Source organism: Dysgonomonas sp., assembly GCF_035323175.1.
In the GTDB taxonomy this organism is placed as follows: domain Bacteria; phylum Bacteroidota; class Bacteroidia; order Bacteroidales; family Dysgonomonadaceae; genus Dysgonomonas.
Genome location: NZ_DAOKYH010000006.1, coordinates 34,141 through 55,640, shown reverse-complemented (window position 1 = coordinate 55,640; position 21,500 = coordinate 34,141). Strand labels below are relative to the sequence as shown.

Annotated in this window: 17 protein-coding genes; 8 read left to right on the top strand and 9 right to left on the bottom strand. The window is 38.1% G+C overall.

What is annotated here, in order from left to right:
• Positions 1-46 precede the first annotated feature (46 nt).
• Together PKC55_RS09150 and PKC55_RS09145 are read left to right on the top strand one after the other, a co-directional pair.
• Positions 47-2,074 (top strand): OPT family oligopeptide transporter, encoded by a 2,028-nt coding sequence (locus PKC55_RS09150; protein WP_291124008.1) that lies wholly within the window; start codon positions 47-49, stop codon positions 2,072-2,074.
• Positions 2,075-2,107: 33 nt separating this feature from the next.
• Entirely contained in the window at positions 2,108-2,857 is a 750-nt protein-coding gene (locus PKC55_RS09145) for a GNAT family N-acetyltransferase (RefSeq protein ID WP_291124007.1), read from the top strand.
• A gap of 12 nt (positions 2,858-2,869) precedes the next feature.
• Here the strand turns inward: PKC55_RS09145 and PKC55_RS09140 are convergent, their stop codons facing one another.
• Positions 2,870-3,778 (bottom strand): DMT family transporter, encoded by a 909-nt coding sequence (locus tag PKC55_RS09140; protein WP_291124006.1) that lies wholly within the window; start codon positions 3,776-3,778, stop codon positions 2,870-2,872.
• 235 nt (positions 3,779-4,013) lie between these two features.
• On the opposite strand from PKC55_RS09140, the gene fsa reads away from it, so the two are divergent.
• The gene (gene fsa / locus PKC55_RS09135) at positions 4,014-4,670 is read left to right on the top strand and encodes a fructose-6-phosphate aldolase (protein WP_135106566.1); all 657 of its coding nucleotides are present in this window, start codon (positions 4,014-4,016) and stop codon (positions 4,668-4,670) included.
• A 128-nt stretch (positions 4,671-4,798) separates the two neighbouring features.
• On the opposite strand, the gene phoR is transcribed toward fsa, so the two are convergent.
• From phoR to trhO, 8 genes are all read right to left on the bottom strand, one after another.
• On the bottom strand, positions 4,799-6,505 hold the full coding sequence (phoR, locus tag PKC55_RS09130; protein WP_291124005.1) for a sensor histidine kinase: 1,707 nt from the start codon (positions 6,503-6,505) through the stop codon (positions 4,799-4,801).
• A complete protein-coding gene (phoB, locus tag PKC55_RS09125) occupies positions 6,505-7,191 on the bottom strand; it encodes a two-component system response regulator PhoB (protein ID WP_006841561.1) in 687 nt (228 codons plus the stop codon). Before phoB ends, phoR begins: the two co-directional genes overlap by 1 nt.
• 43 nt (positions 7,192-7,234) lie before the next feature.
• Entirely contained in the window at positions 7,235-7,927 is a 693-nt protein-coding gene (gene phoU / locus PKC55_RS09120; protein ID WP_324372764.1) for a phosphate signaling complex protein PhoU, read from the bottom strand.
• Positions 7,928-7,988: 61 nt separating this feature from the next.
• Complete coding sequence (gene pstB, locus PKC55_RS09115; RefSeq protein WP_135106560.1) at positions 7,989-8,735, bottom strand: phosphate ABC transporter ATP-binding protein PstB; 747 nt, start codon at positions 8,733-8,735, stop codon at positions 7,989-7,991.
• A 13-nt stretch (positions 8,736-8,748) separates the two neighbouring features.
• A complete protein-coding gene (gene pstA, locus PKC55_RS09110) occupies positions 8,749-9,603 on the bottom strand; it encodes a phosphate ABC transporter permease PstA (RefSeq protein WP_283685624.1) in 855 nt (284 codons plus the stop codon).
• Positions 9,604-9,605: 2 nt separating this feature from the next.
• Positions 9,606-10,814 (bottom strand): phosphate ABC transporter permease subunit PstC, encoded by a 1,209-nt coding sequence (gene pstC, locus PKC55_RS09105; protein ID WP_135106556.1) that lies wholly within the window; start codon positions 10,812-10,814, stop codon positions 9,606-9,608.
• A 25-nt stretch (positions 10,815-10,839) separates the two neighbouring features.
• Positions 10,840-11,655, bottom strand: coding sequence for a PstS family phosphate ABC transporter substrate-binding protein (locus PKC55_RS09100; protein WP_283685622.1), 816 nt, complete (start codon positions 11,653-11,655; stop codon positions 10,840-10,842).
• A 413-nt stretch (positions 11,656-12,068) separates the two neighbouring features.
• Positions 12,069-13,103 carry an oxygen-dependent tRNA uridine(34) hydroxylase TrhO gene (gene trhO, locus PKC55_RS09095; RefSeq protein ID WP_291130872.1) on the bottom strand — a complete coding sequence of 345 codons (1,035 nt, stop codon included), beginning with the start codon at positions 13,101-13,103 and terminating at the stop codon, positions 12,069-12,071.
• Between the two features lie 857 nt (positions 13,104-13,960).
• On the opposite strand from trhO, the gene PKC55_RS09090 reads away from it, so the two are divergent.
• The 5 genes from PKC55_RS09090 to PKC55_RS09070 all read left to right on the top strand — a co-directional run bounded on the left by PKC55_RS09090 (position 13,961) and on the right by PKC55_RS09070 (position 21,481).
• Entirely contained in the window at positions 13,961-16,975 is a 3,015-nt protein-coding gene (locus PKC55_RS09090) for a SusC/RagA family TonB-linked outer membrane protein (protein ID WP_324372759.1), read from the top strand.
• Positions 16,976-17,014: 39 nt separating this feature from the next.
• The gene (locus PKC55_RS09085) at positions 17,015-18,367 is read left to right on the top strand and encodes a RagB/SusD family nutrient uptake outer membrane protein (RefSeq protein ID WP_291126346.1); all 1,353 of its coding nucleotides are present in this window, start codon (positions 17,015-17,017) and stop codon (positions 18,365-18,367) included.
• An 80-nt stretch (positions 18,368-18,447) separates the two neighbouring features.
• Positions 18,448-19,833: a pyridoxal-phosphate dependent enzyme gene (locus PKC55_RS09080; RefSeq protein ID WP_324372756.1), complete on the top strand. Its 1,386-nt coding sequence runs from the start codon at positions 18,448-18,450 to the stop codon at positions 19,831-19,833.
• Between the two features lie 140 nt (positions 19,834-19,973).
• Positions 19,974-21,155 (top strand): cystathionine gamma-synthase, encoded by a 1,182-nt coding sequence (locus PKC55_RS09075; protein WP_291126342.1) that lies wholly within the window; start codon positions 19,974-19,976, stop codon positions 21,153-21,155.
• Positions 21,156-21,181: 26 nt separating this feature from the next.
• The gene (locus PKC55_RS09070; RefSeq protein WP_324372754.1) at positions 21,182-21,481 is read left to right on the top strand and encodes a hypothetical protein; all 300 of its coding nucleotides are present in this window, start codon (positions 21,182-21,184) and stop codon (positions 21,479-21,481) included.
• The last annotated feature ends 19 nt before the right edge of the window (positions 21,482-21,500 follow it).

Below are 21,500 nucleotides of genomic sequence, written 5' to 3'. Positions count from 1 at the left end.
CTGTAATACTTTCAGAAGAAATTTGTAACAAAAAAATAGTTAGCCCGTGAAAACAGAAAATGAAGACAAGATAAGCGGATTACCTGAAAACGCTTTTCATGAGCTCAAAGAGGGAGAAGAGTACAACCCCATAATGTCTCCCAATAAGCAATACAAAGAAGTTACGCCATGGTCGGTTATGTGGGGACTGCTGATGGCCGTTTTGTTTAGTGCTGCAGCAGCCTATCTGGGTCTGAAAGTAGGACAAGTATTCGAAGCCGCTATACCTATCGCTATTATTGCCGTAGGGCTATCGAGCGCTACCAAGCGTAAAAACGCACTTGGTGAGAATGTCATAATACAATCCATTGGGGCAAGTAGCGGGGTTATTGTAGCCGGAGCTATATTCACCCTGCCTGCACTTTACATCCTGCAAGCTAAATATCCCGATATTTCGGTCGATTTCTTTCAGGTGTTTCTTAGTTCGTTGCTGGGAGGTATTTTAGGAATCTTGTTCCTTATTCCTTTCCGTAAATACTTTGTTTCCGATATGCACGGAAAATATCCTTTCCCCGAGGCTACCGCCACTACACAAGTACTGGTATCGGGCGAAAAGGGAGGAGATCAGGCCAAGCCCCTTATTATAGCCGGGCTGATCGGAGGACTTTATGACTTTGTTATAGCCACATTCGGTACATGGGGCGAAACCTTCACATCACGTGTGATCCCTTACGGTGAGACCTTAGCCAATAAAGTGAAGATGCTATTCAGCGTTAATGTTGGAGCAGCAGTTCTCGGCTTGGGATATATCGTAGGACTAAGATACGCCGCTATCATCTGTGCCGGCTCTGCATTGGTTTGGTTTGTTCTTGTTCCTCTTCTGCCATTATTAGGAGATACGACACTGCAAATGTTAAATCCTGCACCTTATTTGCCGGGAGGAGGGCTTATTGACGGAATAGCATCTGCCAGCCCTGAAGTGATATTCTCATCTATGGCACGCCATATTGGTATCGGAGGTATTGCAATGGCAGGTATAATCGGTATCATTCGGTCATGGCCTATTATCAAAAGTGCTGTAGGACTTGCTTCTAAAGAGTTTAAAGGAGGTAATAAAGATGCATCGAAAATAGATAAGCGCACTCAGCTTGATCTCCCCATGAAAATAATTTCTATCGGAGTAATAGTCGCTTTGCTTGCAACATTCATTTTCTTCTATCTGGGTGTAATGCACAATCTGTTCTACGCTGTCATAGCTATTCTGGTGGTAGCGATAATTGCTTTCTTATTCACCACCGTAGCTGCCAATGCGATTGCAATAGTAGGAACAAACCCTGTTTCGGGGATGACACTGATGACCCTTATCCTTGCCTCAGTTATCATGGTGGCAGTAGGACTAAAAGGGACTTCGGGTATGGTGGCAGCGCTGATTATGGGAGGGGTAGTATGTACGGCCCTGTCTATGGCGGGTGGATTTATAACCGACCTAAAGATCGGTTATTGGCTGGGAACGACTCCGGCTAAACAACAATCGTGGAAGTTTCTAGGAACACTCGTTTCTGCTGCAACAGTAGGAGGAGTAATGATCATATTGAACGATACGTACGGCTTTACCGGAGAGGGTGCTCTTGTAGCTCCACAGGCTAACGCAATGGCTGCCGTTATAGACCCGTTGATGTCGGGTACAGGTGCGCCATGGATACTATATGGTATTGGTGCATTGATAGCTCTATTGCTTACACTCTTTAGAGTGCCAGCTCTTGCCTTTGCTTTAGGAATGTTTATCCCGCTTCAACTGAATGTGCCGCTATTGGTTGGTGGTGCAGTAAACTGGTATGTAGGCAGTCGTAGCAAAGATAAAGCATTAAATTCGGCACGATTGGACAAAGGAACATTATTGGCATCAGGATTCATTGCCGGAGGTGCTTTGATGGGAGTTGTTAGCGCAACCTTACGTTTCGGAGGAGTTGATCTTGTTGACAAAGAGTGGTTAGACTCTGCCGGCTCACAATGGCTCGCATTGTTCATGTATGCGGTAATCATATTCTATCTGGGCTATTCATCAATGAAAGCTAAAAAAGACGGACTGAAATAAGACGAGATATATGTTAGTTTGAAACAAAAGCAGATGATTGATGATTTAGTAAACTTAACAACAGAAAACCTTACCGATGAGCACTTATGCTGCATTATCCGTAGTAAAAAGACTCATCAAGGTATTGAAGCAAAAAGACAATGGCTCTCAGACAGACTGACTGAGGGCCATGTCTTTAGAAAACTAAATGCAAAAGCTACAGTTTTTATTGAATATGCCCCTTTGGAAACGGCTTGGGTTCCCATAATCGGCGACAACTATTACTATGTATATTGCTTGTGGGTTTTAGGCAATTACAAAGGAAAAGGGTATGGAAGATCGTTGATAGAGTATTGCTTGGCTGATGCAAAGAAAAAGGGCAAATCGGGCATCTGCATGCTCGGAGCACAAAAACAAAAATCGTGGCTCTCTGACCAATCATTTGCAAAAAGGTTTGGGTTCGAGGTTGTTGATACGACCGACAATGGATATGAATTACTGGCACTTTCTCTTGACGGAACAACACCTCAGTTTGCACAAAACGCCAAGAGCCTGAAAATAGAAAACAAAGAGCTTACAATATATTATGATATGCAATGTCCTTATGTCTATCAGAGTATTGAGATGACAAAAGAGTATTGCGAAACGAACAACGTCCCGGTGTCATTCATTCAAGTGGATACGCTGCAAAAGGCAAAAGAGCTGCCTTGTGTTTTCAACAACTGGGGAGTGTTTTATAAAGGAACTTTTGAGACAGTGAATCTGTTAGATATATCCTACTTAAAGAGAATACTCAAAGACTGAAAATATATTTTCTTATGCGGTATTTTTCTTCAAACCAAGTCTGAATCCTTTCTCGGCAACATATACACCGAATAGAATAAATACAGACCCTAGAAGAGCAACCAATGTAATATGCTCATCTATTACAATGGCAGAAGTAAGCAGTGTTACCAGCGGTACAAAGTAGATATAGTTGGATGTTTGTACAATACCAAGTTCTTTCACGGCCGTGTTCCATGCTATAAAGCAAAGCAGTGAAGCAATCAGCCCTAAGAACAACAGGTTAGCAATAATAATAGGCTGCACAAGCAATTCAGGATGAAGGGATGAAGGACTAAAAGCAAGAAAAGGAAGCATGGTAATTATACCATAAATAAATACCTTACGGGTAATAAAAAGTGTTGAATAACGCCCGTTGACCTTGCGCAATACAATCCCATAAAAAGCCCACGACAGGGCAGACAGTATTGTCAAAATATCACCTAGAGGATTGATCTGCAATATAAAGCTACCATTGAAAACAACCAAGCCAACCCCAAGCAGAGCTGTGAGAGAACCAAATATAAGGGATGCTTTCAATTTTTCCTTTCTGTACATCAAGTAGGAAAGGAAGGCAGTAAATATAGGAGAGGTACATATAATAAGAGATACATTCGATGCCAGCGTTATTTGCAGTGCGGTATTTTCGAATACAAAATAGAGGGAACCCCCGCATAGTCCGGCGGCAACAAACAGGAGCTCATCTTTAACGGATTTAGCAAAAAGCCTTTTCGGGCAGACAAACCAAATACCTATATATGCCAACAGGAAACGATAAATCAGAATTTCGGAAGGGGATAATCCATACCCTATAAGAACCTTTGTGGAAACAAAGGTAGTACCCCAAACAATTACTGTGAGAATAGCAATAGTATGATACCAGTAGTGTTTAGATATAGCCATAGCGTTGTTTTGTTGAGATAAACCTGAATGAGATTGCAAAAGTAATAGGTATTATCTCATGTGGCAACGATCTGCTAAACAATCTTCAGAACAGCGTGCAAAAGAATTATATCTGTCTATATATTAAGATGGTATAAAGCATATCGAGAGTGGAAACAAACAGCCTATCTGATTTGTTTTAATTAAAATATATTCGGATATTAGAGGATAGTATTCATAAATATAATAACATATCATGAAATTCTTTATCGACACAGCGAATTTGGATCAAATCCGCGAAGCTAACAATTTAGGAGTATTAGACGGAGTAACTACCAATCCGTCCCTTATGGCAAAGGAAGGAATAAAAGGAGTAGAAAATCAACGGAATCATTATTTGGAAATCTGCAAAATTGTAGATGGAGATGTCAGCGCAGAGGTGATCTCTACAGATTATGAAGGGATGATACGCGAGGGTGAAGAGCTTGCGGCTTTACACAAAAACATTGTCGTGAAAGTCCCTTGTATAGAGGATGGAATCAAGGCGATTAAATATTTCACGAAGAAAGGAATCCGCACGAATTGCACATTGGTATTTTCAGTTGGTCAGGCTTTATTAGCAGCAAAAGCTGGGGCTACCTATGTATCTCCATTTGTTGGGCGCCTTGATGATATTTCAAGTGATGGCATCGAGTTGGTAAGCAAGATTGTAGATATGTACACTACTTATGATATGTCTACTCAGGTGTTGGCTGCATCTATCCGCAGTACTCAACATATTATACAGTGTATTGAGGTAGGGGCTGACGTTGCTACTTGCCCATTGTCTGCAATCAAAGGATTACTGAAACATCCTCTTACAGATAGCGGATTAGCCACATTCCTTGCAGATTATAAAAAGGTAAACGGATAAATCTGAAATATCTTTCGTTGTTCTGAGTGAAGTGAAGAATCTATTTTGAGTCTGGCTCTAAAGATGCTTCGTTTCCCTCAGGATGACAAAGAGATTATAAGTGATGGTTTAATATAAAATCAGGTATTCTATTTTTTTAGCTTGAATAAGAATTCCAAGCCTCCTTCTTTTCTGTTTTTTGCGATAATAGAACCATTGTGAAACGCGATGGCATTCTTAACGATAGAAAGCCCTAAGCCGGAGCCCCCTGTATCACGTGTACGGCCTTCGTTGACTCTATAGAAGCGTTCGAATAAGCGTTTCAGGTGTTTTTCATCAGAGATCCCTACCCCTGTATCGTAGAATGAGAAGTAATAATAGTCTTTGTCTTCGTTGTATACACTTACACATATCGTTACATCTTCTCCTGCATAGCGAATGGTATTATCCACCAAATTACGAAAGATGGAATATAACAAACTCCTATTCCCGTTTATCGCCAAACCTTCAGGAATATTATTGGTTGTCATTACTATATTTTTGCTCTGCAAAGCTGTCGCAAGATCGTCATTCAATTCATTAAGCAACTGATAGATATTCACTTCTTCTTTTCGGAAAGAAGTGGGTGCCTCCTCTATTTTAGTTATGAGGCTCATATCTCCGATCAATTCCGAAAGGATAATTGTCTGATTGTAAGCCTTGCTTATAAAGTGCTGCTTCTTATTTTCGTCTAAAGCCGATTGTACAAGGACTGTTTCAAGATATCCCCGTATGCTTGTTACAGGTGTGCGCAATTCGTGTGCTATATTGCTTGTCATTTCCTGTTTCAGTAATCGGGTTTTTTCTTCCTCTGTCATGTCATTCAGTACGATCTCAAAACTACGGTCTTCAAATATATTCAACCGCAGAATAAATAGTCTTCCATGCTTTCTGATATGTATCTCAAAATAATTCTCTTCCTTATCTTCACGCGACAGAAAATCATTGAGTTCATCAAAAGCACTATCTGAAAATATTTCTTTGGGATTGCTATTCGGTTCACTCGAAATTGTGTTGAGATATTGAATAAATAGCCCATTATAAAATTCAACATTTCTATCTGCCGAAAAGAAACAAATTCCTTCTTCGGATGAATGAACGTGTTGCAATAGCTTCTCTCGTTCGAGAGCTATTCGCTTTTGGCTTCTTCTTAGCTGTTTGTAATTTTCTACAAGCTTGGTACTTATTTGCCCCAATTCATCATTCGGAAAATCAAGCTTCGGAAGCTTATCACTATCTGAAGTCATTACAAAATCTCGAAGCTGCCTGATGGATTTTCCAAAACGGTTTGTTATGGCATTCAGCAGAATGAGTATAATAAAGAAAAATGCTAATATAAAATACAAAAATAAATTATCAGGCTCCAAAAAACGACGTGTTTGAATATCATACGGAAGGGCTACCCGAACATAACCGTTGCCTATTTTCTTTGCATAATATAGATATTCCTTGTTGAGAGAAGCAGACATTCTTATATTACTACCTCGTCCTTTTGCTATTGCAGCTTGTACTTCGGGGCGCATTGTATGATTTTCGAGAGAATGTACATCTTTTACAGAGTTGTCGTACAATACATTCCCGTCATTATCGATTAAGGTAAGGCGTATATTTGAAGGAAGAAGCTGTTCGAGGCTATCCAGAGACAGGAAACCATGACTAGAGTTAATGATTTCCGCATAAGCATCCAATTTTTCTTCCAATGCTTCAGTCCTCAACCTCCGCTCCCTCGACTGCTCGAACACAAAGATTCCAGCAGTAAATAGAGTGAAAATAATAGCAAAGTATAAAAATAATCGTTGCTTATAAGTCAGCTTCATTATTCTCCTATATTAAATCTATAACCATAACCCGAACGATTAGCGATAAGTGAGGAGTATTCTCCCATTTTTTTCCTCAGGCGGGCAATATGCACATCCACAGTCCGCTCTGTAATATAAGGGGTTTCGCGCCATACAGTCTGGATAATATCTTCACGAGAAAACACCTTATCTACATTTGTTGCCAATAAAGCAAGTATCTCAAACTCGGTTTTTGTAAGCGCTACTTTTTCTCCATCAACAGTCAATTCTTTTTTGTCCATATTGATCACAATACCGGCAAAGGTTAACTCAGTAGTTGACTCTTTTGTATTTTTTTTGACTTCGAGCCTTTTTACCACTGCCTTGATACGGGCAATGACTTCCTTTATAGAGAATGGCTTCGAAATATAATCATCTCCTCCCACCGAGAAACCAGTAAGCATATCATTCTCGGTATCTTTGGCTGTTAAGAAAACAATAGGAATATTATTGCCTTCTTTCCTCAGCTTTTCCGCCATTTTGTAGCCGGACATTCCGCCCATCATCACATCTAGGAGGATAAGAGAAAAATCGGGGTTCAATTTCTTAAGGGCTTCTTCTGCCGAATAAGCTAATTCAACGTCAAAGCCTTCGTTGCTTAAATTGAACTCTAATATCTCGCAAATGTCTTTCTCGTCATCAACGATCAGAATCTTATTTCCCATACATTCTGTATTTACTCTTTACAAAGATAAGTTATTCAAGAAATTACTCATCTTTTTTTTCGATTTTTCCTATTTTACCCGAGTGTTTAAGAACTTTGGCATCAACATAAAAGACAATTTCTTCTACGATATTGCTACAATGATCTCCAATGCGCTCCAACTTGCGAATAAGCAGTAAAAGTTTCAAGCCACAATATATAAAAGTAGGGTTATTTTCCAGATAGACTGTCAATACCTCTATGGCATTGCGATAGATATTATCTACCTCTTCATCTTTAGCTAATATTTTACCGGCTATTTTTGTGTTTTCCGACTCGAGAGCTACAAATACATCCGAAAGCATTCCTATCAGTACATCGAATACTCTTTCTAATTGCAATTCTTCCAACAATTGTGAGCCCGGCTTATTACAGTCATCATCGATCACATATCGAGCTATTCCATCACAGAAATCACCAATACGCTCCAACGTGCTACTAATCTTTATGAGTGATAAGATCAGCCTTAGGTCTACAGCCACAGGACTGTAGAGAGCAATATAGTTTTCACAATCGCTATCTATTTTCAGCTCGAATGCATTCACGCGCTTCTCACGGCTTACAATCTCACGGGCAAGCTCTACATCTCCATTAAGAAAAGATTGTTTTGCTTTTTCTAACTGAGATATAACCAACTTCCACATCTGATTTACCTCTTCTCTCAGAGCTAACATTTCCCGTTCTGTATGTTTCATCATATTCATCTCTTTCTTCTTTTAATAGTAATTTTAAGAAACTAATTTTAATTTAACCTCCTTCTTAACCGAATCTTCCGGTTATATAATTTTGAGTTTCTTGCTTTTGCGGATTCAAAAACATCTTTTTTGTCTCACTGAATTCAACCAATTCTCCTAACATGAAGAATCCGGTTTTATCACTTACCCGCGCCGCTTGTTGCATATTGTGAGTAACAATAACAATTGTATAGTCTTTCTTAAGATTATGAATCAGTTCCTCTATTTTTGAAGTAGAGATCGGGTCGAGAGCCGATGCCGGCTCGTCCATCAACAAGATAGAGGGAGAAACGGCTAATGCCCTCGCAATACAAAGACGTTGCTGTTGTCCTCCCGATAATTCGAATGCCGATTTCTTTAGTTTATCTTTCACCTCATCCCATAAGGCTGCTGCCTTGAGAGACTCTTCAACTCGCTGCTCCAAATCTTTTTTACCAGCCATGTCATTCACGCGCAAGCCATAGGCTACGTTTTCAAATATCGATTTGGGAAAAGGATTAGGTTTCTGAAAAACCATCCCCACTCTTTTCCTCAATTCATCTACCTGAACTGTCTTATCGTATATATTTTCATTTTCAATTAAACACTCTCCGGTAAGTCTTGTTCCGTCGATAAGGTCATTCATCCTATTAAAAAGGCGTAGGAATGTAGACTTTCCGCAACCTGAAGGTCCGATGAAAGCCGTAATAGTATTGGCCTCCATTTTCATATTTATACCCTTCAATGCATGAAAGTCTCCGTAATAAAAATCTATATTTTTTGCTTCAATCATTTTCTTATTCTAATTAATTAGTCTTTACTTTTTTGCCGAAGTAACGTCTTAAAACAGTAGCTAAAATATTCATAAACAATACAATGACAATCAATACCAATGCCGTTCCGTAAGCAATAGGACGAGAGGCTTCTATATCGGTACCACTAGTGGCAATTACATATAGATGATATGGCAATGCCATGACCTGATCATACATACTTTCGGGCAACTTAGGCAAGAAATAGGCTGCAACCGTAAATAGAATAGGAGCAGTTTCTCCTGACACACGCCCTATAGACAGAATTAAACCGGTAGTTATATTGGGAAGAGCAGCAGGCAAAACAACCCTGCGAATGGTTTGTAATTTAGTTGCTCCCAGTGCCAGACTTCCGGTACGATACGAATCCGGTACAGCTTTGAGTGCTTCTTCGGTAGTACGAATAATAAGAGGAAGAACAAGCAAGCCAAGTGTTAATGAGCCGGCAATAATAGAATCGCCAAAACCGAGCGTATTTACAAATAAAGCCATACCGAAAAGTCCAAAAACAATGGAAGGAATACTCCCCAGATTATTGGTCATTACGCGTATGAATTTTACAATCCAGCTGTTTCCGGCATATTCATTTGTATAAATAGCAGACATTACTCCCAATGGAAAAGCAAATATCATACTGCCTATAATCAGATACATAGTTCCTACGATAGCCGGAAATATTCCACCCGAGGTCATACCTTCTGTTGGAGCTGAAGTTAAAAACTCCCAATTGATAACACCTATACCGTTGTAGATAATAAATCCTAATATCCAGAAAAGGATACCTACTACTGCTATACCCAGTATACGAAATATAATAAATGCAATGCGCTGACTTAATTTCTTATCCATAACTATAATCCTTTATTATATTGCTTTTTAGAAATTGCCTCAGCTGTAATGCTGATAATCATAGTTATCACAAATAGAATACATCCGAGCAAAAACAAAGCCTGATAATGAGCTCCTCCTGCCGGAGCTTCACCTAATTCGGCTGCTATAGTTGCAGGAATTGTCCGCACCGATTGAAACACAGAGTGTGGTATTATAGCTGCGTTCCCCGTAACCATCAACACTGCCATAGTTTCACCTATAGCCCTGCCTATACCTAATACAACTGCGGCTGATATACCCGATATCGAATAAGGAATAACTACTTTGTAAACAGTTTGCCAATGGGTAGCACCCAATGCCAGACTTGCTTCACGCATAGCCCGAGGCGTATTACGCATCGCATCTTCGGCAACAGTTATAATGGTGGGTAATGCCATAATAGCAAGGATAAGGCTACCTGTAAATGCAGTTTCGCCGACAGGTAAGTGAAAAGCCTTTTGCACAATCGGAACCAAAACCACTAAGCCGAAGAAACCATAGACCACAGAGGGAATTCCCGCTAATAGCTCAATTGTTGGTTTCATAAGCTTGCGTGTTCGTTCATTAGCCAGCTCTGATATATAGATAGCAACTCCGAGCCCCAAAGGAAGTGCAATCAGAATAGCAACTATACTCACAAGTAGAGTTCCCAATATCAAAGGTAATACCCCGAATAAAGGAGCAGGCGTTGCTGTGGGCATCCATTGCTTTCCTCCAAAAAAATCCTCAACATTAATGTTTCCTGTTGTAATCACCTTCACCCCGGGCATATTTGTTGGGGCATATTTTTCAGGTAAAAATGCTATTATATTCGGGTTTTGGGCAATCACTTCACCTAGCTTTTGTGGTAGTAGAGCATAATCTTCTCCAAATTCTTCTTCAGAATACATATTAAAAATATCATCTATTCTGAAAATCTTTATTTCTTCATCTGCTCCGCCAAGCTCTGCCCAATTCGTTATTTCTGAATCAAATATCTCTTTTATTTCAAGAACATTTAATTTGTTAACTGCATTCTTAGAGTTTACAACAAGTGTATAGCCATGTTCGACAGAAGGAGAATTAAACAATCCGAATCCTTCCTTGAATAAGAATATTACGATAAGGAGTATAGCGATGCTTGTTACAGCACCGCTAACTGTTAGTATGCTTTCAACTATCCGCTCTAATATTCGTTTTAGTTGTTTCATGTTATTCCTTTTGTTTCTGAAATCGTTATTTTACAGGGATAAATCCAACGTCCGATACTATTTTCTGTCCTTTAGCTGACAATACATAATCAACAAAAGGTTTTACTGTTTTCTCTGATTTTGCTTCGTAATAGAAGTATAGAGGACGTACAACAGGATAAGTCTTATTCTTGGCATTGGCTACTGATGGCTCTATAAATTTCTTTCCTCCATCATACGATACATGCACTGATTTTACCGATTTATTAAGATAAGCAAGCCCTACATAGCCGATAGCCCCCTTCGTTTGTCCTACCGACTGGATAATAGCTCCTGTTGCCGGCAAGCTCATTATTCCGTTTACATAGTTTTTATTTGCCAGCACGTGCTCTCTAAAAAACTCGTAAGTACCCGATGATGTTTCGCGTGAATAAGGAACTATTTTTAAGTCTGCTCCACCTACCTGTTTCCAGTTAGTTATCTTTCCTGTAAAAATACCTTCCAGTTGTTCGCGAGTTAAGTTCGATACTTTATTCGAAGGATGTACTACTACCGCAAGTGCATCATAGGCGATAATTACCTCTTTCGCCTCTTTCCCTTTATCTTTTAGCTGTTGTCTCTCCGAGAATTTAATTTTTCTAGAGGCTTGTGCGATATCAGTAGTTCCTGCCAAAAGCGAAGATATACCAACTCCACTTCCTCCTCCTGTTACTGTAACAGTTCTGGATGGATTTGCCTTCATAAAACTTTCTGCTTCTTTTTGTGATAAAGGCAATACTGTGTCCGAACCTTTAATCTTTTGAGCACTAACACCAATACTTAATGATAGTAATGCTATAGAAACCAAAATTGTTTTTTTCATAATCTTTTTATTTTTAGTGATATTTTATTCCCTTGTTTTTACAGCAACAAAATTATTACACTGTTGTTACAGCCTCTTTTCTATTTTGTTACGTTTACGTTAAGATTTGTTTAGGCAAAAGTCTATCACACACCAATCATTCGCCTGTAATATTGACATTTATGAAAAAATATTTGATGTAAGGATCTATCTATCCAAGAATACATCCACGGGAGGTTTCTCTAAGATTTAAGATGGTTTTTAGAATGGAGGGTAATAAGGAGGGGTTGCAATACTAATCACTTTATTGTAAGAGCCTGTTTAGATTTTATTTAAACAGGCTCTTATATGTTTTATAAATAAAAAGGAGTACCCTTTGATCTGGTCTGAACAATAGTAGATACCGGACAAGTTACGAATAAAATGTGTTCTCTTTATTCGTTTTTTGGGAGAAGGTGCTTAGCTTTCCCTTTTCTAAAAATCATCGCATCATTTTTAATACCCTTGCGCAATATCTTTCTTTGCTCTTGAGGTAGTGTGACTATATTTTTGCAAGCATCAGAACAGCAATTATGCATCTTTTGGGCACATTTCGAGCATTGTATAAACAAAAGATGACAACCTTCGTTTGCACAATTAGTATGCGTATCGCAAGGCTCTCCACATTGATGGCAATGAGCTATAACATCATCGGTGATTCGTTCTCCGAGGCGGTTGTCGAAAACAAAGTTTTTGCCTATGAATCTCGATTTCAGTCCTTCCGACTTTATTTGACGGGTATATTCGATAATACCGCCTTCTAGCTGATAGACGTTTTTGAAGCCTTGGTGTTTGAAATATGCACTCGCTTTTTCGCAACGGATACCACCGGTGCAGTACATCAGTAGTTTTTTAGACTCTTTGTAGTCCTTCAATTGCTCATCTATAATCGGAAGCGATTCTCTGAATGTAGTAACATCGGGAGTGATAGCCCCCTCAAAATGCCCGATCTCACTTTCGTAATGATTACGCATATCGATAACGATGGTATCGGGATCGTCCATCATATTGTTAAAGTCTTGTGCTTTGAGATGAATGCCTATGTTTGTAACGTCAAAGGTGTTGTCGTTAAGCCCATCGGCCACAATTTTATCTCTTACCTTTATTTTCAACTTGAGGAAAGATTTATTGTCATGCTCTACTGCTATGTTCAACCTGATGTCTTTCATAAAGGTATAAGTGTCCAAAAAATCTTTAAAGGCACTCATATTATGAGCGGGTAATGATAATTGGGCATTGATCCCTTCTTTGGCTACATATATACGTCCCAGCACATCGAGCTCGCTCCATCTGACAAATAGTTCGTCTCTGAACTGTTGGGGATTGTCGATGTGGGCATAAGCGTAGAATGATAAAGTAAGCCTATTAACACCGGCTTGGTCTATTAATTTTTCTCTTTCTTCGTTACTTAATGTATTATATAATTGCATTTTATATATTAATTAAAATAGTTGAACTGATTATAAGTTTCGATACGAGTACAAATATATAATATGATTTACTGATATAAGTGAAGATTTAATAGATATAATCAATGCGAGATAGGTGAATGTTTGCCTTAAGTGTGCAGATAGGTATCGTTGTTCGGCATAAAGTTTTGTTGTACCGTAAGCGAAATCCGTCTCTCGATCAGATAATCTACTGCTTCGGATTACTTGTCAGAAGCAATTTCATTACACATCATAATTTATTGTTTAAATGAGTTAATGGCTCAACAATAAATACCTCATTTATGGTATTTATGATTAAACGAAAGTCTTATATTTTTGCAATTGTTATATAAGTTAAACAAAAAATATGAAAATGATTATGGAAAAACTACTAGAGGTTTATTCACTGTCTCGGCGAATAAACCATTCATCAATCAATTACAAAAAGCTGAATTTACTCTTTCGCTTTTGTAACATCAACTACCTTCTATCTCCTAGCCTACTTAATACAGCCCCTTCCTTTTCAGCACGAATGTGTTGTTGTAGATAATACTTTCCCCTTACATTCTTTATTTTGACTTATTATAGTTCATTAGTAAACAAAAGTTAACTGATTGAATTTTGCATCAAGAATTTTTATAATATTCTTGAGTTATACAAATAAGCAAAATGTGTTACAATCGTATATAAAAAAGAGAAGTTTTAATTATAAAAATAAACACTTCCTCCTCCGACGGCAATTGGTATTGGAAGTGTTCAATCTAAAATAGAATATGACAAATATACTTATTTTTTGGAAAAAAAAGCATCAACCCTCATGTGTTAAAAAGCATATTTATGTATTTTTAGTATTATTGATGCTATCTACGTTTGGGCTTTATTCCCAAACCATTATAAGAGGGAACGTTATAGACGAGAAAACCAAAGAGCCTATTATCGGAGCTTCCGTCGCCTTAAAAGCAACGACAAATGGTACTCTTACTGATGCTCATGGTGGATTTTCGTTACAAGTAACAAAAGCTCTACCCGCTACTTTATCTATAAGTCTGGTAGGATATAAATCACAAGATATTGATGTTTACGATGCAGAGGAACCTATCATCCTATCATTAAAAGAAGACTTTAACTTTCTTGACGAAGTTGTTGTAACAGGTTATACATCCCAACAACGAAGATCAGTCAGTGGAGCTATAACTTCCATTAATCTTTCAGATGAAATAAAAGAAACTGCGGCTTCCGGATTTGACCAGCTATTACAAGGAAAAGCTCCCGGCGTACAGATCTCATCAAATACCGGAGTTCCCGGAGGTGGTGTTATCTTTCGGGTAAGAGGTAGTAACTCTATTAATGCAGGAGTAGACCCATTATACATTATTGATGGTGTATTTATTAGCAACAGCAATCTCATTTCTACCGGTATGGGAGGACAAACCCAGTCAAATCCATTATCGGATATTAATCCATCAGACATCGAGAACATTACTGTACTTAAAGACGCTAATGCGACCGCAATATACGGATCATTAGGAGCAAATGGAGTAGTTATAATAACAACTAAGAGAGGTAAACAAGATACAAAAGCGAAAATATCGGTATCCCTGTCTCATGGATGGGCAAATGCTATTAAAAAATTCCGATCTATAACAGGCCGTGAAACGGCTATACTTGCTAACGAAGCAGCCTACAATACAGGTATAGATAGAGGACTGTCCCCATCTGACATAAAGTTACCTTTTGCTGATCCCTCCGGTATGCCCACATACGATCGCAATAGTGATTTATTTAGAACGGCTACTTTATCAAATTATGAAATCTCAGCACAGGGAGGTAATTCCAACAGTACCTACTATGTCGGCCTCGGATACACCAAGCAAGAATCTGTTGTTAAGCCTTCCGATTTTGAACGCTATTCGGGACGACTCAACTATGACAATAATTTAACAAGCAAATTGAAAATAGGTACAAGCATTAACCTAAGTAAAGTATATCGTAATGTAAGTAGCAATGACAACAACCCAAAAGGAGTAATCAATTCAGCTATATTCGTTCGTTCATATTTACCTATTTACAATGAAGATGGCAGTTATGCCAGATATGGAAGTTTTGATAACCATCTGGCGCTGATAGAGCATCTTGATAACAATGCTACTACATGGCGAACTATCGGAAACTTGTTCTTGGAATATAACCTTCTCAAAGAACTTAAATTTCGTTCAAGCTGGAGCTTAGATAATACTGATCTGACTGAAAGCAATTATGCTGATACATTCATCAGTGCCGGGATAGCAACTAATGGTTCTGCTACCTCATACAAAGCTAAAAACATTGTTTATACAGCAGAACAATTACTCACCTATAATAAGGTATTTAAAAATAAACATGCGCTTAATGTTTTACTTGGAAATACGGTCAATGCTGTACAAGAAGAGTACACCAGTGCATCGGGGCAAGGTTTTGCAACCAATGATCTAAAAGATATTTCTGTAGCAGCAACTAAATCGGGTTCAGCATCCAAGTCTGAAAGTAGATTACTATCATTCTTTGGAAAAGCTAGTTATACGTATAATAATAAATATACAATAGATGGAAGCATAAGGGCTGATGCCTCATCTAAGTTCGGGAAGAACAAGCGTTGGGGCTACTTCCCGTCTGTTGGGCTTACATGGGATGCAAGTCAGGAGAGTTTTATAAAAAACATAAATTTCTTTGATGCGCTCAAATTTAGGGGCAGTTTTGGATATTCGGGAAATCAAAATGGAATAGGGTCATACGCTGCTTTAGGTTTATGGTCAGCAGGATCGAACTATTTAGAGACTGCCGGCACAGCCCCTTCTCAATTGGCAAATCCAGACCTGACATGGGAAACCACACGTCAGTTAGACCTCGGCTTTGATTTTGCAATCCTGAAAAATGCAATAAGCTTTAGTTTCGACTATTATAATAAATACACATACGATTTATTATTGAATGTTCCTGTTCCTTATCGTTCAGGGTTTACATCTTTTCTTCAAAACTATGGTGCTGTAAGAAACAGTGGGGTGGAATTAGGAATACAATCGACTAATATCAATAAAAAAGACTTCAAATGGACTACTGAATTTAATATATCATGGAACAAAAATAAAATAGAGAAATTAGCTTCTGATATTACCCTTGGAGCTTCGGGACGTAACGCATCCATATTACGCGAAGGCTATTCAGTAAACTCTTTTTATTTGTACAAACAGCTATATGTAGACCCTGAAACAGGAAATGCTGTTTATGAAGATGTTAACAAAGATGGTTTTATCACTTCAGCGGACAGACAAATTGTAGGTAATGCCTTACCTAACTATACCGGAGGCTTTACAAATGATATTACCTATAAAGATTTTTCACTGAATCTATTCTTTTATTTTCAGCAAGGAAATAAAATTCTTAGTATGCACGATTTCTTCTTAGTACATGGTGGTACTCAAAACAATATAGGCTTTATTCCGAGACAACTAGAAAGATGGCAAAAAGCCGGAGATATAACTGATATTCCCCGTCTGACCACATATAGTGGCGACCCGACTATCAACGGAGGTTCGGCAAACAACTATGGAGGGAATGTTGCAAATATGAGTAGCCGATATTTGAGTGACGGCTCGTTTATCAGGCTCAAAAATCTGGCTCTAAGCTACAATCTGCCTAAATCTATTATAAGAAATTTGCAACTAAGTAGACTCAGAGCGACAGTCTCGGTTACCAATCTGTTTACCATTACAAAGTATAAAGGGCTCGACCCGGAAGTAAATGCACAAAGTAGTAGCCAGAATACTTATGGATACGATTGGGCAACAGTGCCACAACCACGCACTATTCAGCTCACATTGAATGCTACATTCTAAAAAAAGAATTCATATTTAAGTTCCACAAAAACAAAAACAATGAAAAAGTTATATAAAAACTTAATTATCATAGCAGCTCTCTCAACACTCTTATTGTTCACTGCTTGTGAGGATTTTCTAGATTTGTCCCCCACAAATTCTATACCTTCTACGGTTGCAATAACGAATAAAGGAACAGCAAATGCTGCTATTATCGGAGCGTATAATTCAGTTCAGAATTATTATTCTAATTATTACATAACATTAGGAACAATAACGGCAGACAATGTTTCCTACAATGGGACATTGAGCCAATACTTACAACTCGATCAGAATTCGGTTTCTCCTGATAATGCCGGTACTGTTTATGTTTATCAAACTATTTATGCGGGCATCAACTCTGCAAATTCTATAATCGCAGCTATCGGGAATGTAAATGATCCATTATTTAGTGAAGCTGAGAAGAATAAGATTCTAGGCGAAGCATACTTCATAAGAGCGCTTGGCTATTTCGACCTAGCTCGTGGATGGGGCGGAGTACAACTTCAATTGAACCCAACAACAGATTTAGGAGCATTATCAGGGATAAAAAGAAGTACTCTCGCTCAGACTTACGATCAGGTACTTGCCGATCTGACAAAAGCCGAAGAGTTACTTCCAGAAGACGATGCGACAACACGCAACAGAGCTCAGAAAAATGCGGCTAGAGCTTTAAGAGCAAGACTCCATCTTTATAGAGAACAATGGGCAGAGGCGGAAACATATGCTACATCGGTAATAAACAGTACCAAATATTCTCTGGTGAAACCTTTTAAAACCTTTTTTACATCACCATTTCTGTCTCCGGAATCTGTATTTGAATTAACTTTTACATCAAATGACAAAAATAGTTACTGGAATCTTTGGTATCCAAGTACTGTAGGAGGGCAATATACCTTAAAGCCGTCGGATGCATTAGTTGCCAAATTGAACGATTCGGATGTAGGGGGAACAAGAAAAGAAATTATAAAAGGTAGCGGAAACTCAGTATACGGAGTATTGTATAATACCGTATCAACAAGTACCGACCCGGCTTATGTTATTCGCATTGCTGAGCTATACTTAATCCGGGCTGAGGCAAGAATAAAAAAAGCAACTCCGGATATATCAGGTGCTTTATCAGACTTAAATAAGGTTCGTAATAGAGCGGATGTTCCCGACTTTAATAGTACGGATAAAAATGTAATTATTCAAGCTATTGAAGATGAGAATAGTATTGAGTTTGCCTTTGAACCTCACCGTTGGTTTGATCTGGTTAGAACAAAAAGGACAGGTTCAGTCCTCGGTCTGACAAATACCGACTATTGGCTGTTTCCATTCCCCGCTTCAGATATATTATCGGATCCTGATGTTGAACAAAATCCGGGCTATTGATAAATATTTTGCCTTTGGCTGATATTACAGGTTTGTGATATCAGCCAAAGTTATTATATCAACAAGTAAATATTATAACAATGAAAGAGTATAATGTTACAAATAGTGTATTAGATATGGTGGGCAACACGCCCATGATAGAAATTACAAAAATAAATACAGGCAAATGTAGATTGTTTGTCAAGCTCGAAAACCAAAATCCGGGGGGCTCGATAAAAGATCGTATAGGATTATCGATGATAACCATTGCCGAACAAGAAGGAAAGTTGAAACCCGAAGATACAATAATAGAAGCAACAGCAGGCAATACGGGTTTAGGTTTAGCCCTTATTGCTAAGATGAAGAACTATAAATTGAAACTGGTGATTCCCGACAAAATGAGTCAGGAAAAAATCAATCACCTCAGAGCCTTAGGCGTCGAAGTAATAATCACACGTTCTGATGTAATAAAAGGACATCCCGAATACTATCAGGATTTAGCACAGCAAATAGCAAAAGACACAGGAGCTTATTACATTAACCAGTTCGAAAACCCGGCTAACCCCCTAGCCCACGAAACTACCACAGGTCCCGAGATATGGCAGCAAATGAATAAAGATGTTGATGCTGTCGTTGTCGGAGTTGGATCTTCAGGTACATTGACGGGACTAACTCACTTTTTTAAGAAAGTTTCTGATAAAACAGAATTTGTATTAGCCGACCCCAATGGATCAATATTAGCCGATTATGTAAATAAAGGAATTATACGATCCGACTCAGGATCGTGGTTGGTAGAAGGTATAGGTGAAGACTTCATCCCATCAATAGCCGATTTCTCACTTACTAAAAAGGCTTATTCCATATCAGACAAAGAGAGTTTTGATGCAGTATACGAACTCCTTAATAAAGAAGGTATTCTTGCCGGATCATCTTCAGGAACACTTCTTTCGGCTGCCATTAAATATTGTCAGGAACAAACAGAACCGAAACGCGTAGTAACTCTCGTTTGCGACAGTGGGAACAAGTATTTATCGAAGATGTACAATAATTACTGGCTGCAAGACAATGGACTAGAAAATAAAAAAGTACACAACGATCTTAGAGATTTTGCACAACGTAATATAGAAGATAAAGCCATAATATATGCGCAACCTTCTGATACATTACTGACTGTATATAAAAAAATGAAGCTTTATGATATATCTCAATTACCTATACTCAAAAATAATAAAGCAGTAGGGATTATAGATGACTCAGACTTATTAAAGGCATATATAGAGGGATATACAAACAAGACGCCGGTATCTCAGATAATGGCTAAAAATCTAGTCACTATAGCATATACTGCCAGTTACGAACAACTTCTTGATATACTCAACGAGGGTTATGTAGCTATATTGGAAGGTGATGCAGGACTCTTTGTGGGATTAGTCACGAAAATAGACATTCTTACTAAAATCAATAATAATCGCATTGTACAAGCATAACTAAAAGACGAATTTCATGAGAAATGTATCCATTTTAGATACAGGTAATGCTGAATTTCTAAAATCTCGCTTTAGTATTGTTCCTGAGCTGGATGCCGATCTTAAAGTTAATTTAATAAAAATAAAATAATTAAAACGATATGAGAAATAAATATAGTCAATATGGATTTGACACCAAAGCAATTCATGCAGGAGAAACACCTGATTTCAGAGATGGAGCAACCGGAGATGTTGTAGTCCCAATACATTTGTCTACCACTTTCGCCAGAGAGAAAGTTGAGGAACCTACTGCCGGATACGAATATACGCGGTCGTTGAATCCAACCAGGAAAGCTCTGGAAGAAAAACTAGCTGCTCTTGAAAATGCAAAATACGCATTTGCCTTCAGTTCCGGATTAGCTGCTGAAACAAGTGTGATATTAGCCTTATTAAAAGCAGGAGATCATATCATTGCCTCTGACGATCTGTATGGCGGAACGAAGCGGCTATTCAACAAAATATTCAATGAGTATAAGATCGAGGTATCCTATATTGATACTATAGACATCCTGAATTTAGAAAAAAGCGTACGTCCTAATACCCGTTTAGTGTGGCTGGAATCACCAACTAATCCCTTACTTAAATTATCGGATATAGCCGCAGTATCAACCATCACGAAAAAGGAAGGATTAATTTTGGTAGTAGACAATACTTTTCTCTCTCCATATTTTCAAAGACCACTTAGCCTAGGAGCTAATATTGTACTACATAGTTCTACGAAATATATTGGAGGTCATAGTGATGTTTTGGGTGGATCTGTTATGCTGTCTGATGATAATTTATATCAAAAAATACAGTACTATCAAAATGCAGTAGGTGCAGTTTTATCCCCATTCGATTCTTACCTTACTTTAAGAGGAATTAAAACATTAGGACTAAGAATGCAGAAGCATGAGGAAAATGCTTTATTAATTGGAGCTTTTTTAGAAGAACATCCGAATGTTACGAAGGTTATTTATCCGGGTCTTAAGAGCCACCCTCAATACGATTTGGCAAGAAAACAAACGACAGGTTCTGGTGGAATTATCTCATTTGAACTAAAAGGAAATATAGATAATTCGAAACACTTTCTAGAATCTCTTCATCTATTTGCTCTGGCCGAAAGTCTTGGAGGTGTAGAATCTCTTATCGAACTGCCGGCATTAATGACTCATGCTTCTGTTTCGAAAGAAGAACGTGAAGCTATAGGTATAACAGATACCCTGATACGCTTGTCTGTAGGTATAGAAAATATAGAAGATCTTATTACTGATCTTAAAAAGGCATTGGATACTTATCTCTAAATTCATATTGCGTAGGATAGAAACAAATGGCACTATCCTACGCAATTGATATAGATCGTTGTATGCAAAATACCATAATTGTGGTATTTTATAAAGCCATTCATATTTTTATTTTTGTATCAGATAGTTTTATAAATATATCTTATAGAATATTGAAAAAAATGAAAATCATTCGAAACAGCATTGCTAAGTTGAAAAAGCCAGACCAACAAGCATCACAACACGAAAAAAGTGATGATTATGTTGCAGGAATTATCTCTGTTCCTGCTCGTTCTTTGCTATTACCTTCCTTCCTCTTTTTCTCAATGCGAATGCATTGCTGTTGATTCCAACTCTCCCACTCAA

Bases quoted from the DNA above. Each gene is read 5' to 3' on its own strand.
- trhO (WP_291130872.1), bottom strand. From the start codon at position 13,103: ATGCAATTATATAATACATTAAGTAACGAAGAAAGAGAAAAATTAATA.
- PKC55_RS09075 (WP_291126342.1), top strand. From the start codon at position 19,974: ATGAGAAATAAATATAGTCAATATGGATTTGACACCAAAGCAATTCAT.
- phoU (WP_324372764.1), bottom strand. From the start codon at position 7,927: ATGATGAAACATACAGAACGGGAAATGTTAGCTCTGAGAGAAGAGGTA.
- phoB (WP_006841561.1), bottom strand. From the start codon at position 7,191: ATGGGAAATAAGATTCTGATCGTTGATGACGAGAAAGACATTTGCGAG.
- PKC55_RS09100 (WP_283685622.1), bottom strand. From the start codon at position 11,655: ATGAAAAAAACAATTTTGGTTTCTATAGCATTACTATCATTAAGTATT.
- PKC55_RS09090 (WP_324372759.1), top strand. From the start codon at position 13,961: ATGCTATCTACGTTTGGGCTTTATTCCCAAACCATTATAAGAGGGAAC.
- phoR (WP_291124005.1), bottom strand. From the start codon at position 6,505: ATGAAGCTGACTTATAAGCAACGATTATTTTTATACTTTGCTATTATT.
- PKC55_RS09085 (WP_291126346.1), top strand. From the start codon at position 17,015: ATGAAAAAGTTATATAAAAACTTAATTATCATAGCAGCTCTCTCAACA.
- PKC55_RS09080 (WP_324372756.1), top strand. From the start codon at position 18,448: ATGAAAGAGTATAATGTTACAAATAGTGTATTAGATATGGTGGGCAAC.
- pstA (WP_283685624.1), bottom strand. From the start codon at position 9,603: ATGGATAAGAAATTAAGTCAGCGCATTGCATTTATTATATTTCGTATA.
- fsa (WP_135106566.1), top strand. From the start codon at position 4,014: ATGAAATTCTTTATCGACACAGCGAATTTGGATCAAATCCGCGAAGCT.
- PKC55_RS09140 (WP_291124006.1), bottom strand. From the start codon at position 3,778: ATGGCTATATCTAAACACTACTGGTATCATACTATTGCTATTCTCACA.
- PKC55_RS09145 (WP_291124007.1), top strand. From the start codon at position 2,108: ATGATTGATGATTTAGTAAACTTAACAACAGAAAACCTTACCGATGAG.
- pstC (WP_135106556.1), bottom strand. From the start codon at position 10,814: ATGAAACAACTAAAACGAATATTAGAGCGGATAGTTGAAAGCATACTA.
- PKC55_RS09070 (WP_324372754.1), top strand. From the start codon at position 21,182: ATGGCACTATCCTACGCAATTGATATAGATCGTTGTATGCAAAATACC.
- pstB (WP_135106560.1), bottom strand. From the start codon at position 8,735: ATGATTGAAGCAAAAAATATAGATTTTTATTACGGAGACTTTCATGCA.